The organism is Microtetraspora glauca, from assembly GCF_040656155.1.
Lineage (GTDB): Bacteria > Actinomycetota > Actinomycetes > Streptosporangiales > Streptosporangiaceae > Microtetraspora > Microtetraspora glauca.
Genome location: NZ_JBFALK010000002.1, coordinates 294,617 through 308,721, shown reverse-complemented (window position 1 = coordinate 308,721; position 14,105 = coordinate 294,617). Strand labels below are relative to the sequence as shown.

Here is a 14,105-nt window from a genome sequence, read left to right as displayed (position 1 = left end):
CGCGCTAGGGTTTCTCGCGATATGTCCGGGTGCGCGAGACGGAGCGGACGGTTGCGGGGTTGGCGTGGAGCGGCCGTCACGGCGCTCATGGCGGCGATCGTTACGGCTCTCATCGGGAGCCCCGGAGCGGCGCATGCCTCCGCGCGGGCGGCCGCGACCGAGGAGCGGCCGTGCCCGGTGGCGGTTCCCTCGGGCACGACCTGCGGCTACCTGCTCGTTCCCGAACGGCGTGACGTCCCCGGCAGCAGGACGATCCGGGTGGGTTACGCGGTGCACCGCTCGACCTCGCCGGACCGGCGGGCCGATCCGGTGGTGTACTCCAGCGGCGGCCCCGGTTCGCCGTCGACGCAGCTCACCGGCTTCCTCACGCGGATGTCGCCGGACCGGGACGTGATCGTCGTCGAGCAGCGCGGCGGGCGCCACTCGCAACCCTCGCTGAGCTGTCCCGAGGTGGTCCGGGGCCTCGTCGAGACGCTGAAGACGCCCAAGGCGACCGCGGACGAGACCGGCCCGATCACCGAGGGCGCGCTGGCCTGCCAGAGCCGCTACCAGGCCGAGAAGATCGACCTGCGCGGGTACCGCACCGACGAGATCGCCGCCGACGTGGTGGAGCTGCGCACGGCGCTCGGCTACGAGCAGTGGAACCTGATCGGGGTCAGCTACTCGACCCGGTCGATGCTGGAGGCCGCCGCCAGGGACCCGCGGGGCACCCGCGCGGTGGTGCTCGACTCCTTCCTCCCCTCCCAGGTCAACTGGTACGACGACGCGGTACCCGCGCTGCGGGCGACACTGACCAAGCTCGGCGCGGGCGCCCGGTTCGACGAGATGGTGGCCAGGTACAACGCCCACCCCGCCGCGTACGCGACGAAGGATCCGCTGACCCGCATGCGGATCGGCGTGCGGCTCACCGGCGACGACATCGCGACGATCATCGGCGAGGCGGCCCATGAGACCGAGGTCGCCCCGCTCCTCCCCGCCCTCGTGGACGCCCTGGCCGACGGCCGCGTCGAACTGCTCCAGCCCCTTCTGGACGGTGTCGGCGACGCCCTGACCTCGCACGACTGGGGTCTGTACTACGCCGTGCAGTGCCAGGACGAGGTGCCGTTCAACGCGTTCACGACCCAGAGCGGGCCCCGGCTGTTCACCGGTGTCGCGGACACCGCCGTCTGCGCGGCCTGGAACCTGCCCCGCAGTTCGGGCGAGGCCGCGACCACCACGGCGCCGGTCCTGGTCCTCGGCGGCCAGTACGACCCGACCACTCCTCCCGAGAGCGCACGCCAGGCGGCGACCGCCCTTCCGAACGCCAGGTTCACCGAGTTCGCCGGAATCGGGCACGGCGTCTTCCTGTCGAGCGACTGCGGACGCCGGACGATCGCCGCCTTCCTCGCCGACCCGACCGCGGCCGGGACCGCGCCGTGCGACCCGGGCGCCGGCGCCCCGTCACCGGTCCGGCCGGGCGACCTCCACCTGACGTCGGCGCCGTACCGGATGTCGCAGTCCCCCGTGCTGCTCGCTCCGGTCGGGATCTTCGCGCTCGCCGCGGCCGTGCAGTTCCTGGCCGGACTCGTCACGCTGGTCCGGCGCCGCGGCCACGGCCTGCTCCCGTCGCTGGCCGGGCTGGCCGGGCTCGCCTTCGCCGGGCTGGCCGCGCTGAGCCTCACCCGCGTCTCCGACGACACCGTGTTCGCCATCGGCCTCCCTCCGGCGATCGCCTGGTACGGCCTGCTCGCCGTGGTCTCGACCGCGCTGTCGATCATCGCCGCCTTCCGGCTGCGCTCGGCCTCGTCCGAGATCATCCCCGTCGTGACCGGTCTCGTCCTCCTCACCTGGCTCTACGGCTGGGTGCTCGCCTAGTCATCCAAAGCGCGACGGGCGCGGCGGTGATCTGAGCAGGAGCGAGCGGGCGCGGAACGAGTCCCGAGCGAGGCCTGAAGATCATCGCCGCGAAGGCGCCCCGGGCCCGTCCCACCGAAGGCGGACACACAAGCAGGGCATTGACGGGGGCGGATTACCCCATACGTTTCGGGTTCGAAACTTGTCCCTAATCTTCCGAAAGTTTCGGAGGTCCATGGCGGCGGTACAGCGAAGGCGTTCGCCGCCGAGCATCGCATCCCGGCGGCGTACACGTCCCTGGCCGGGACGCTGGACGCGGAACGGCCGGATCTCGTCCACGTGCGCGCCCCGCCCCACCTGCACGCGGCACAGGTGGTCGAGTGCCTCCGGGCCGGAGCCTGGGTCTGGTGCGAGAAGCCGGTCTGCCTCACCCTCGCCGAGCACGACGGCTGGACGCCTTCGAGGAGCGGTGGCGGTCCGGCGCTCTACGGGACGCTCTTGATCTTCCACACGAAGACGGCGCCGAGCAGGACGAGCACGCCCGCCGTCAGGTAGAGCACCGTGTATCCGCCGAAGCTGGCGACGATCGGGCCCGCGATGACCGGGCCGAGCACCTGCGGCCCGGAGTTGGCGATGTTGATCAGACCGAGGTCCTTGCCCCGTCCCTTCGCGGCGGGGAGGACCTGGGTGATGAGGGCGTTGTCCACGGCGAAGTACGCGCCGAAGCCGATGCCGAGGACCAGCGCCCCGACCAGCGTCACGTTCCACTGCGGCCAGAACGCGAGCATGAGCGCGGGGATCGCGCTGATCGTGCCGGAGATCGTGACCAGGACCTTCCGCTTGCCCAGCCGGTCGGACAGCATGCCGGCGAGCACGGCGGTCAGCACCACGGCCCCGGTGTAGATCAGGATCAGCAGGAAGAGGCCGTCGCTCGCCTTCTCGCCCGGGAACAGCCGCTCGTAGCCGACCGCGTCGGTCAGGAAGTACAGCAGGTACAGCAGCGCCATCGCGTTGCCCAGGCTCATGAGGAACCGGGTGGCCCAGGCCCAGGCGAAGTCGGGGTGCTTCCTCGGGCTGATCCAGAAGTGCTTGAACGAGAACGCCGGGCGGTGCTCGCGCGGCAGGGCCGGGTCGGGGGTGGTCAGCACGAACGGCAGCACACACAGCGGGAGGATCAGGCCGATCAGCAGATATCCGGACGTGATGCCGGTGGCGACCATGGTGACGAGGCCGACGCCGACCACGACGCCGAGCGACTGCGTGATGCCGATCCATCCGGAGACGCCGCCACGCTGGCTGACCGGAACGTGGTCGGGGACCCCGGCGGACAGCGCGGCCTGCAGGGAGTTCAGCCCGATCTCCGCCAGGCACCAGCCCAGCGCCACACCGGCGACGGTGCTCTGCGTGGACAGGAACAGCAGTCCCAGACAGCCGAGGAGCGCGCCGAACAGCGTCCAGGGGTGTCGCCGTCCGAACCTGCTCGCCGTACGGTCCGACAGCGCCCCGGCGATCGGGTTGGCGATCAGGGCGGCCGCCGCGCCGAGTCCGGTGACGATGGCGAGGGCCGTCTCCTTGTTGCCGGGGGCGATCTCGCCGACCTGCTCGGGCAGGAGGACCTGCAACGGGCCGAAGTACCCCATCCAGAGGACGAGGTTGCCGAGGGAGATGAAGGCGATCCAGCGCGGCCTCACCCGCCGTACCGGCTCGGCGAGGGCGGCGGGAAGCTCGGCGGCCTGGCCGGCGACGTTCATGGGCATCCATTCCCGAAGGTGAGGGGTGCTCGGATGGTATGCCACCGGCCCACAGCAGATGAATACGTCGTTCCTATACTGTGACCACACTAATTCCCACGTTGTAATCCAGCCGGCCGCCCCGCGCCGACCGGGATCGGCGCCCTGCGATCGGGGCGGCCGTCCCCTCCGGCCCCGCCCTCGCCTCCGGCCGCCGTCCCGCGCCGCCCACGCAGCGGGTCCGGGGAACCATGAATCCGCAGGACAGGGAGATCTGGTCGCGCAGCCACCCGGATCGACCTCACCAAACGGCATTATCTTTTTGGAAACTTTCCTAAAAGAAGGCATTGACTGGCCTGCTGGGAGCGCCTAGCTTCCAGATCGACGACCCCTGGGGGCGGGGTGCGCACGAAGTCCTGTCGCCTACGGAGGTGGCCCGTCCGTGTTCCCTTCACGACCGTCCTCATCACGACCGCCCGCCGTACCACCGTCTCCCGCTTCTCCGCCCCCATCCGCCGCGCGGCCCGCCTCGGCGGCCCCGCGCCTGCGGACGGTGCTGGCCGCGGCCGGAGCGTCCCTCGCCCTCGTCGCCGGCGCCCTCACGGGCGCGGCGGCCGCGGCGGCCGACAACGAGACCTGCCGCCCCGACGGCCTCTACCGGACTCCCGGTGTGGACGTCCCCTACTGCCTGACCTACGACGAGTCCGGCAGGGAGAAGATGGGCACCGACCATCCGCGCCGGATCATCGGCTACTTCACCGGGTGGCGGGACGGGAAGAACGGCCAGCCGTCCTACCTGGCCAAGGACATCCCGTGGAGCAAGATCACCCACATCAACTACGCCTTCGCGCACGTCGGCTCGGACAACAAGATCTCGGTCGGCGCGAACGGCGCGAACAACCCGGCGACCGGCATGGAGTGGCCGGGCGTCGCGGGGGCCGAACTCGACCCCGCGCTGCCGTACAAGGGGCACTTCAACCTGCTCAACAAGTACAAGAAGGCCAACCCGCACGCCAAGACGCTGATCAGCGTCGGCGGCTGGGCCGAGACCGGCGGCTACCTGGAAGGGAGCGGCCGGGTGGCCTCCGGCGGCTTCTACAGCATGACCGTCAACGCCGGCGGCGGCGTCAACCAGGCCGGGATCGACACCTTCGCCGACTCCGCGGTGAAGTTCCTGCGTGACTACGGCTTCAACGGCGTCGACATCGACTACGAGTACCCCACCTCGATGAAGGACGCGGGCAACCCGCTCGACTGGACCATCGCCAACGCGCGCCGGGCGAACCTGATGAAGGGCTACGCGGCGCTGATGAAGACGCTGCGCGAGAAGCTCGACCGCGCCTCGGCGGCCGACGGCAAGTACTACATGCTCACCGTGGCAGCGCCCGCCTCCGGCTATCTGCTGCGCGGCATGGAGACCTTCCAGGTCGCCCAGTACCTCGACTACGTCAACATCATGTCGTACGACCTGCACGGCGCCTGGAACGAGTTCGTCGGCCCCAACGCCGCGCTGTACGACGACGGCAAGGACGCCGAACTGGCCAAGTGGGGCGTCTACACCACCTCGCAGTACGGCGGCATAGGATACCTCAACACCGACTGGGCCTACCACTACTTCCGCGGCGCCATGCAGGCCGGGCGGATCAACATCGGCGTGCCGTACTACACGCGCGGCTGGAAGAACGTCAACGGCGGGACCAACGGCCTGTGGGGCACGTCGGTCGGCTCGAACTGCCCGACAGGGCTGACGACCTGCGGCGACGGCGCGCGCGGCGTGGACAACCTGTGGCACGACGAGGAGAACGGCAAGGAGGTCGGCGCCGGATCCAACCCCATGTGGCACGCCAAGAACCTGGAGAAGGGCATCACCGGCTCGTACGGCGCGGCCTATGGCCTGGACCCGGCGAACGACGCCGAGGACAGGCTGACCGGCACCTACACCCGCAACTACGACTCCACGATGGCCGCCCCCTGGTTGTGGAACGCGACCAAGAAGGTGTTCCTGTCCACCGAGGACGAGCAGTCGATCGGCGTCAAGGCCGACTACGTCAAGGACAAGGGCCTGGGCGGCATCATGATCTGGGAGCTGGCCGGCGACTACCGGTGGACCGGCTCCGAGTACTACATGGGCGACGCGCTCACCACTCTCGCCTACGACACGCTCAAGACCGCCTCGCCGTACGGCGCGACCATGGCGAAGGTGAGCGTCCCGGCCGAGAAGCTGGACGTCACGGTCGAGGCGACCGGGTTCCCCGTGGGCGACAGCAACTACCCGATCAACCCCAAGCTGAAGATCACCAACAACTCGCAGACGACGCTCCCCGGCGGCGCGGAGTTCCAGTGGGACTACGCGACGTCCGCGCCGAACAACGCCAAGGACCAGTCCGGCTTCGGGTTGAGCGTGATCAGCAGCGAGCACACCGGGAACAACATCGGCGGGCTCAAGGGCGACTTCCATCGAGTCTCGGTGAAGCTGCCCTCATGGCAGTCGCTCGCACCGGGCGCGTCGGTCACGCTCGACTACGTCTACTACCTGCCCGCGCCCGGCCCGGCGAACTACACGCTGACCTTCGGCGGCAAGACGTACGGCCTGGCCTTCGAGAACGCCCGCGGGGGCACGTCCCCCAGCGCCTCGCCCAGCGCCAGCGCCTCCCCGAGCGCGTCCCCGAGCGCCTCGCCCAGCGCCAGCGCGTCCCCGAGCGGCGGCACGTGCACGTCGCCCGCCTGGTCGACCGGCACGGTCTACACGGGAGGCCAGCAGGTCTCCCACAAGGGCCACACCTGGCAGGCCAAGTGGTGGACGCAGAACGAGGAGCCCGGCACCACCGGCGAGTGGGGCGTCTGGAAGGACCTAGGCGCCTGCTGAGCCCGCTCGCCTGACACAACCTCGGGGCCGTGGGGTTCCCTCTCCTCCCCCACGGTCCCGAGGTTCACATCACCGAGACTCCCCCGGGCCCTGCGCCTCACGCCCCCCATCTCAGGGCCCGGGGGCCCGCACGACCCGCCGAGGCCGGACGGGCACGATCCGACCTGGGGGGCCACCGCCCGGGGTGGTCGTCTCCCCGGCGTCCGAGGACGACCGTGCGCGGCGATCACGTCCGCGGCGATCACGCCTGGCCGGGAGCCGTACCGGTGCCGAACGATGGGACCATGTGTGGGTCAGGAACCCTCCAACGGAAGGTCATCATCGGTGAGGCGGCTACTCACGGTCCTGCTGCTCGCCTGCGCTCCCGTACTGGGCGTCGCGATGCCCGCTCAGGCGCACAACGTGCTGGTCGGCAGCGACCCCAAGGACGGCGCCCAGGTGGCCACGGCCCCGGACCGGATCACGCTGGAATTCGACCAGCCCGTACGGCGCGACTTCGCGCGGATCGCCGTCACCGGCCCGGACGGAGCCACCTACGAGCAGGGCGAGATCACGGCGAAGGGCGACAGTGTCTCGATCGGCCTGGCCCCGCTCGGCCCGGCCGGCGCGTACGTGATCGGCTATCGCATCGTCTCGAACGACGGCCATCCGGTCACCGGCACGATCACCTTCACCCTGACCACCGCCGGGCAGGCGGCCGGACAGCCCTCCCCATCGGCGACCTCCTCGACGGGCCCCGTTGAGAGCCCGTCCGCGAACCCGCCGGAGAGCCCCTCGGCGACACCGTCGGAGCAGGCGCAGACCGGCGGCCAGACGCTCCCTCCGGCCGCCGGAGGACAGCCGGACCTCACCACGTCCACCACCGACCTCACCGCGCAGAGCTCGTCCGGCGGATGGGTGTGGGGCCTCCTCGTCGGCACCCTCGCGCTGCTCGCCCTGTCCGCCTACGTGCTCGTACGGCACGACCGCCGCGCGCGGAGCGCGGCATGACCAGGACCGGGGCCGCGAAGAACGCGGAGAGCATGGGACGTCCGCAGACCACGGGACGTCCGGAGACCGTGGGAGGTCCGCAGGGCACGGCCGCGGTGGCGCGTCCCCGGCTCGCCCTGGCCGCGATCATTCTCGCCGGACTGCTCGCGGTGCTGATCTCGACCTGGCTCACGCTCCCCGAGGCGGCGCGCGGGATCGTGATGCCCGGCCCGCTGGTGGAATACGGCCTGCCCGTCATGCGGCTGGTCCTCGACGTGGCGGCGACCGCGACCGTCGGGCTCAGCCTGCTGCCCAAGCTGCTCGGCTTCGACGATCCGGAGCGGACCGAGCCGGTGGCTGCGCGCGCCAGGCACTGGGCCGTGCTGTCCGCGCTCGTGTGGGCGCTGTCCGCGCTCGTCTCCACCGTGCTGAGCGCCGCCGAGCTGACTCCCGGGCAGGCGCCGGACGTGGCCGGATTCGTCGAGCGGATCGGCTCCGGCCAGGGCCTGGTCGTAAGCGCCTCGTGCGCGGTGGTCAGCGCCGCCGTGGGCATGTTCGCGGTCAGGTTCGGCGAGAAGGTCCCGGCCGAGCTCCGCGTGCTGGTGGCCGCGTTCGGCCTGCTTCCGCTGCCGGTGACCGGTCACGCGTCCAACTGGTACTGGCACGACCTGAGCATGGTCTCGATGGAGCTGCACGTCATCGGGTCGGCCGCGTGGGTCGGGGGCCTGCTGGCGCTCGCCGTCCTGCTCGCGGGGAACCGCGGCCTGCTGGCGCTGGCGCTCCCGCGGTTCTCCCGGCTGGCCACGGTGGCCCTGCTCGTCGTCGGCCTCACCGGCCTGTTCAACGGTGTGGTCGAGCTGCTGCTGACCCCCGGTGAGGAGTTCCCGCTCTCACTGGTGACCACCGGCTACGGGCAGCTCGTCATCGCGAAGATCGTGTTCGTCGGCCTGGTGGCACTGCTCGGGGGCAACATCCGCTGGCGGCTGCTGCCCGCGATCAGCCGGCAGGCCCCGACGGCGTTCGCCGCCTGGGTGGCGTTCGAACTGGCCGTCATGGGCCTCGCCTACGGCGTGGCGGTGGCGCTGACCCGCGCTCCGGTCTCCTGATCCCGGTCGCCGTCGCGCAGGCGGTACATCCGGGTGAGGATCTCCGCGCCGATCCAGGCGGCCGCGAGCAACCCGCCGGCCATCGCCCAGGAGTCCGTCGGGTACGGCGGCGCGGCGAGGAGCTCCTTCTGCAGCGCCAACCCGCCGTAGATCCCGCCGGTCACCAGCGCGGCGCCCAGGACCGGCCGTACGAGCCGGGCGAGCAGTGAGTCACCGAGCGGACCGCACGCCAGGAAGGCGAGGTCGATGAACAGGCCGCCGAGCACGAAGAAGAACGGGATGGCCGAGGCCGGGAAGCCCATCCCGACGAAGAGCGGCCAGACCAGCGCGCGGTAGGCGACGTACGCGGCCGCGATCGCCGTGGCCGTCCAGGCACGCCCGATCATGAGCCGGGCGATGACCAGGACGAGCATTCCCGCCACACCGGCCCACAGCGGATAGAGCAGGTCGGGCACCGGGAGCGAGAACTTGACGATCATCTCGCGGTCCACCGCCCGGCCGAGCTGGTTGGCCGCGAACTCCAGCAGGCTCGGCTCGGCGTACGGCTCGCCGCGGTCCCACGAGGCGATCTCCAGCACGCCGTACTCCTGCTGCTGGGCGGGAAAGTGCAGGTTCTCCAGGAAGAAGGCGAACAGCGCGGCGAGGACCACGGTGCGCCGCCGCTCGACCCGCGCGTCGCCACGCGGCGCGCCGAGCCACCAGCCCCGGGTCACCCCGGCGATCATCAGCCCGCTGCCGATGAACAGCAGCGCGTGCGAGGGGCTCCAGGCGGTGATGTCGAGACCGTTGACCCGGTGGTTGATCAGGTCGAGCGGGATCGCGATGAGGAAGACGCCCGTGCCCCAGACGATCAGCCGCGAGGCCAGGCGGTCCACTCCGTAACCGGTGTACCAGTGGACGATGGTCAGGCCCACGGCGATGACGGTGCCGACCGTGTTGAGCAGGTGCGGCGGGGCCAGGTCGTCGCGCAGCCACCTGAAGTGCCAGGACACGTCCCAGGACGCCCCCAGCACCTTCAGCACGAACGCCGCCAGCCAGCCGAGGTAGAGCACCCGGAACAGTTCCGCCGGTGTCTCCCTGCCCGCCTCACCACGTGTCCAGTACGGGAGGGCCCAATCGAGGATCCGATGAGGTGCTTGCCTGAGCGTTCCAATGGTCACGCGCGAAATGATGCCGGTCTCGTCGCCCGCAACGCAATCGGGGACAACCCCGATATACCCGAGCTGTCCAGCTAAGAGGTGGCGATCCCTGCTTTGAGGGGAGCCACGAAGGCACGGAAAGGGCGGAGACGGCGGGAACCACCCGCGCTCTTCGTCTTCGCCGCGATCAGCACGTTGCCTCGGGGCCGCGGTCTCAGCTGGTTCTCAGCAGATCTCAGTAGGCTCTCGGCATGACGCTTCGGGGTGGGCGGCGCGCCCTTGCCGCACTGGTGGCGCTCGCGCTGGTGGTCGTCGGCGGCCTCGCCTGGTTCCTGTGGCCGTCCACGCCGCAGGTGCGCGGCCAGGACGTGGCCATCCCTGTTCTGGACGGCCCAGCCGACGACCAGCGCGTGACGCTGGACGCCACGTACTTCCCGCCGGCCTCCGGTGGCCGCGCCCCGGCGGTGCTGCTCGCCCACGGATTCGGCGGCAGCAAGGACGACCTGCGGGACGAGGCGGCGCGGCTGGCCGGTCGCGGCTATGCCGTACTGACCTGGTCGGCCCGCGGGTTCGGGCGGTCCACCGGGGAGATCGCGTTGAACTCCCCCGACTATGAGGTGAAGGACGTCCGCCAGCTCGTCGACTGGCTCGCCCGGCGCCCGGACGTCCGGCTGGACGGGAACGGCGATCCCCGCGTGGGCATCGCGGGCGGCTCGTACGGCGGGGCCATCGCCCTGATGGCCGCCGCCTACGACGGCAGGATCGACGCCATCGTGCCCCAGATCACCTGGTACGACCTGGCCGACGCGCTCTTCCCCGAGTCCACCGGGCGGGGCGCGGAGCACGGTGTGTTCAAGAAGATGTGGGCCGGCATCTTTTTCAGCGCGGGTGGCGGCGGGCTCTCCTCCGGCGGCTCCGCGGGCGGCCTGGCCGCGCTCACCGGCGGCGGCACAGGACAGCGCGCAGGCCAGGGGACGGGCCAGGGCACCGGGCAGAACGCGAGCTCGGGGGCGGACGGTCAGACGGGCGCGGACGGCGGGGACGGAGGCAACGGCACGACGGCGGCCTCCCGGCAGGCCCAGTGCGGCCGCTTCCAGTCCGAGATCTGCGACGTGTACCTGACCATCGCCGAGACGGGCCGGGCCACCCCGGAGGCGGTGAAACTGCTGCGCGCGTCGAGCCCGGCCTCGGTGCCCGGCCGGATCAGGATCCCGACTCTGCTGATCCAGGGCCAGCGCGACTCCCTGTTCCCCTTGGGACACGCCGACGCCAACGCCCGCGCGATCGCCGCGACGGGCGCCCCCGTGGAGGTGGCGTGGATCAGCGGCGGTCATGACGGCGGCGGCGACGCCGACACCGAATGGGTGGAGGAGCGGACCACGGCCTGGCTCGACCGCTGGCTCAAGGACTCACCCGTGCCGGGCGCGGAGGCGGGCCGGGCATCCGGCGTGCCCGCCCCCGCCGGCACCGCCACAGACAACGCCACAGACACCGCCACAGACACGACCGCGACCGCGGCGCCCTCGGGTCCGGACGCCACGGCACCGGCGACGGGGACACAGGACACGCGCGGCGGCGGCAGCGTCCGGGGCGTCCAGGGCTTCACGGTGTCCCGCGACGGCGGCAGGGACCCCGGCACCCGGCGCGCCGTCGTCGTCCACGCGACCGCGCCCTCGTACGCCGGGCTGGGCGGCACCGCCCGGTCCGAGGTGCGGGTCTCCGGGCCGGTCCAGGACATCGCGAACCCCCCGGGCGGCTCCCCCGCCTCCATCTCCGCCGTCCCGGGCATCGGCAGCCTGCTCGGCGGTTCGAGCGCCAACCTCGGGGTCTCCGTGGACATGCCCGGCCAGGCCGCGGTGTTCGAGTCCGCACCGCTGCCGAAGCTCGTCCACGTCACCGGCACGCCCACGGTCCGGATCAAGGTGTACGGCACGGGCGAGGTGACGCTGTTCGCCAAGCTCTACGACGCGAGCGGCGGGCGGCTCGCCGTGCTTCCGTCGAGCCTGGTGGCTCCGCTGCGGGTCACGGCGTCGGAGTCGGGCACGGAGGCGACCGTCACGCTTCCCGCGATCGACCGGCGGTTCGACGCCGGCCACCGGCTGCGGGTCGTGGTGACGACCACCGACATGGGCTACGCCACGCCGGCCAAGCCCGCCGCGTACCGCGTGGGCCTGGCCGGAGACACCCTCTCGCTTCCCGGTGACGCGTCGCTCACCGCGCCCGCGACCGGACCCGCCTGGTGGACATGGGCCGCGCCGCTGGCCGCGATCGTCGCCGCCGCCGGGCTCCTCGCCGCCGGCCGCCGCCGTACGGCATCGGAGCGGGACGGCGAGCCGGACGGCGTGCCGCTGCGCATCACCGGGCTGACCAAGCGCTACCGCAACGGCGAGAAGGCGGTGGACGACCTCTCCTTCCACGTCGAGAAGGGCCAGGTGCTCGGCCTGCTCGGGCCGAACGGCGCGGGCAAGACCACCACGATGCGGATGATGATGGGGCTGATCCACCCGGACGAGGGCGAGATCCACATCTTCGGCCGGCGGGTGGTCCCCGGCGCACCGGTCCTGTCGCGGCTCGGGTCGTTCGTGGAGGGGCCGGGATTCCTGCCGCACCTCACCGGGCGGGCCAACCTGGAGCTCTACTGGCAGGCCACGGGACGGCCCGCCGAGGACGCGCACATGGAGGAGGCGCTGGAGATCGCCGGGCTCGGGGCCGCCTTGGAGCGGGCGGTGCGCACCTACTCCCAGGGCATGCGCCAGCGGCTCGCCATCGCCCAGGCGATGCTCGGCCTGCCCGACCTGCTCGTGCTCGACGAACCCACCAACGGCCTCGACCCACCGCAGATCGCCGAGATGCGCGAGGTGCTCAAGGCGTACGCCGAGGGAGGCCGTACCGTGATCGTCTCCAGCCACCTGCTCGGCGAGGTCGAGCAGACGTGCAGCCACGTGGTGGTCATGCGCCGCGGCCGGCTGGTCTTCCAGGGGCCGGTCGGCGACCTGCTCGGCTCCCGCTCCCCCGTGGACGGGCCCGGCCCCCGGCTGGAGGACGTCTTCCTCGACCTGATCGGAGAGGCTCGATGAGCGTGAACGGCGACGCGGCCGTCCCGGCGCGCGCGTCCGAGACCCCGGCCCGGGCGTCCGCGACGCGGGCGGCGGGAAACGGGACCAGGACGGCTCGCGGATACGCGCCCGGCCGGACGCTGTCGCTGCGGGTGGAGTTCGTCCGCCAGTTCCGGCGGCGCAGGACGATGGCGATGTTCGGGCTGCTGCTCGCGCTGCCCTGGGTCCTGGTGGTGGCGTTCCAGTTCGGCCCCGGGCCCGGCGGGCAGGGCACCAGCAGCCTGCGGATGTCCGACCTGGCGACCCAGGGCGGGCTGAACTTCGCCGCGTTCGCCCTGTCGGTGTCCACGAGTTTCCTGCTGGTCGTCGCGGTGGCGCTGTTCTGCGGGGACACGGTGGCGAGCGAGGCGAGCTGGTCGTCGCTGCGCTACCTGCTGGCCGCGCCCGTACCCCGTGACCGGTTGCTGCGGCAGAAGCTGATCGTGGCGATGGGCTACTCGGCCGCGGCGGTGACCGTGCTGCCGCTGATGGCGCTGCTCGCGGGCACGATCGCCTTCGGCTGGAACGACATCCAGGTGCCGGGCACCGGCGAGACCATCCCGGCCGCCGACGTGTTGCCGAGGTTCGCCGTCGTCGTGGGGTACGCGCTGGTGAGCCAGCTCGTGGTCGCGTCCGTCGCGTTCCTGCTGTCGGTCGGGACGGACTCACCCCTCGGCGCGGTCGGCGGCGCCGTCGGCCTGGTGATCGTGAGCAGCATCCTGCAGGCGGTGGAGGCGCTCGGCTCCATCCGCGAGTTCCTGCCCACGTTCTGGAACACGGCCTGGCTCGACGCGCTCGCCCCCGAGCCCGACTACAGCGGAATGATCAAGGGCGTGGCCGTGTCGGTGACGTACTCGGTGATCCTTATCGCGTTCGCCTTCCGGCGGTTCCGCGCCAAGGACGTGGTGTCCTGACGCGCCGAGGACGGCGGTGGTCCCGCGCGACAGGAGAGTGCGTCTCGATACTTCGAGGACGGCGGTGATCCGGCGCGTCGACGGGCGACCGCCGTTCTCTCCGAAGGTGCCCGCATTCGAGTGGTTCATCGCGGCGCTACGCGCCGCGAGTCGCCCCACTCCGGCAGGTGACTAGTCCCAGTGCGGCGGGCGTTCCTCGATCAGTCGGGCGTCGTCGGAATCGGCGTCGCCACGCCACTCACCCCAGCCGAGGTCGGTGTCGTCGCTGGTCTGGTCGGGCAGCACCGGCAGTCCCTCGTCGAAGAGGTCCACCGGCCGCATGTCATCCGGATGCCGCTCAGTCACACGACGATGGTAACCGGCCAGGCGGCCGGGCGCGGGTGCCGTCGGCGCGTCGCGCCCCTCATCGGCAATAGCGCCGAATCATGGCGAATTACGGCAGAACGCCCCAGG

At 71.6% G+C, this 14,105-nt stretch carries 10 protein-coding genes; 7 read left to right on the top strand and 3 right to left on the bottom strand.

The window, feature by feature from the left end; all coding sequences use genetic code 11:
• Positions 1–51: 51 nt before the first annotated feature.
• Positions 52–1,854: an alpha/beta fold hydrolase gene (locus AB0I59_RS04605; protein WP_358130010.1), complete on the top strand. Its 1,803-nt coding sequence runs from the start codon at positions 52–54 to the stop codon at positions 1,852–1,854.
• A 153-nt stretch (positions 1,855–2,007) separates the two neighbouring features.
• Entirely contained in the window at positions 2,008–2,388 is a 381-nt protein-coding gene (locus AB0I59_RS04600) for a Gfo/Idh/MocA family oxidoreductase (protein ID WP_358130600.1), read from the top strand.
• On the opposite strand, the gene AB0I59_RS04595 is transcribed toward AB0I59_RS04600, so the two are convergent.
• Positions 2,319–3,584 carry an MFS transporter gene (locus AB0I59_RS04595; protein ID WP_061255273.1) on the bottom strand — a complete coding sequence of 422 codons (1,266 nt, stop codon included), beginning with the start codon at positions 3,582–3,584 and terminating at the stop codon, positions 2,319–2,321. The genes AB0I59_RS04600 and AB0I59_RS04595 overlap by 70 nt on opposite strands.
• 532 nt (positions 3,585–4,116) lie before the next feature.
• On the opposite strand from AB0I59_RS04595, the gene AB0I59_RS04590 reads away from it, so the two are divergent.
• The 3 genes from AB0I59_RS04590 (at position 4,117) to AB0I59_RS04580 (ending at position 8,504) form a co-directional block, all read left to right on the top strand.
• Positions 4,117–6,429, top strand: a complete 2,313-nt coding sequence (locus AB0I59_RS04590) for a chitinase C-terminal domain-containing protein (RefSeq protein ID WP_358130007.1) — start codon at positions 4,117–4,119, stop codon at positions 6,427–6,429.
• Between the two features lie 324 nt (positions 6,430–6,753).
• The gene (locus tag AB0I59_RS04585; protein ID WP_358130004.1) at positions 6,754–7,419 is read left to right on the top strand and encodes a copper resistance CopC family protein; all 666 of its coding nucleotides are present in this window, start codon (positions 6,754–6,756) and stop codon (positions 7,417–7,419) included.
• Positions 7,416–8,504, top strand: a complete 1,089-nt coding sequence (locus AB0I59_RS04580) for a copper resistance D family protein (RefSeq protein ID WP_358130001.1) — start codon at positions 7,416–7,418, stop codon at positions 8,502–8,504. Before AB0I59_RS04585 ends, AB0I59_RS04580 begins: the two co-directional genes overlap by 4 nt.
• Here AB0I59_RS04580 and AB0I59_RS04575 read toward each other — a convergent pair.
• Positions 8,462–9,664 carry a hypothetical protein gene (locus AB0I59_RS04575; RefSeq protein WP_063818743.1) on the bottom strand — a complete coding sequence of 401 codons (1,203 nt, stop codon included), beginning with the start codon at positions 9,662–9,664 and terminating at the stop codon, positions 8,462–8,464. The two genes, AB0I59_RS04580 and AB0I59_RS04575, sit on opposite strands and share 43 nt — an antisense overlap.
• A 230-nt stretch (positions 9,665–9,894) precedes the next feature.
• Between AB0I59_RS04575 and AB0I59_RS04570 the strand changes: the two genes are divergently transcribed.
• Both AB0I59_RS04570 and AB0I59_RS04565 read left to right on the top strand, forming a co-directional pair.
• Positions 9,895–12,720, top strand: a complete 2,826-nt coding sequence (locus tag AB0I59_RS04570) for an alpha/beta fold hydrolase (RefSeq protein ID WP_358129998.1) — start codon at positions 9,895–9,897, stop codon at positions 12,718–12,720.
• On the top strand, positions 12,717–13,652 hold the full coding sequence (locus tag AB0I59_RS04565) for an ABC transporter permease (protein ID WP_358129995.1): 936 nt from the start codon (positions 12,717–12,719) through the stop codon (positions 13,650–13,652). Before AB0I59_RS04570 ends, AB0I59_RS04565 begins: the two co-directional genes overlap by 4 nt.
• A 171-nt stretch (positions 13,653–13,823) precedes the next feature.
• Here the strand turns inward: AB0I59_RS04565 and AB0I59_RS04560 are convergent, their stop codons facing one another.
• Entirely contained in the window at positions 13,824–13,997 is a 174-nt protein-coding gene (locus AB0I59_RS04560) for a hypothetical protein (protein WP_228644807.1), read from the bottom strand.
• Positions 13,998–14,105 lie beyond the last annotated feature (108 nt).

Excerpts from the sequence above, each read along its gene's own strand:
- AB0I59_RS04595 (WP_061255273.1), bottom strand. The coding sequence starts at position 3,584 with ATGAACGTCGCCGGCCAGGCCGCCGAGCTTCCCGCCGCCCTCGCCGAG.
- AB0I59_RS04580 (WP_358130001.1), top strand. The coding sequence starts at position 7,416 with ATGACCAGGACCGGGGCCGCGAAGAACGCGGAGAGCATGGGACGTCCG.
- AB0I59_RS04570 (WP_358129998.1), top strand. The coding sequence starts at position 9,895 with ATGACGCTTCGGGGTGGGCGGCGCGCCCTTGCCGCACTGGTGGCGCTC.
- AB0I59_RS04565 (WP_358129995.1), top strand. The coding sequence starts at position 12,717 with ATGAGCGTGAACGGCGACGCGGCCGTCCCGGCGCGCGCGTCCGAGACC.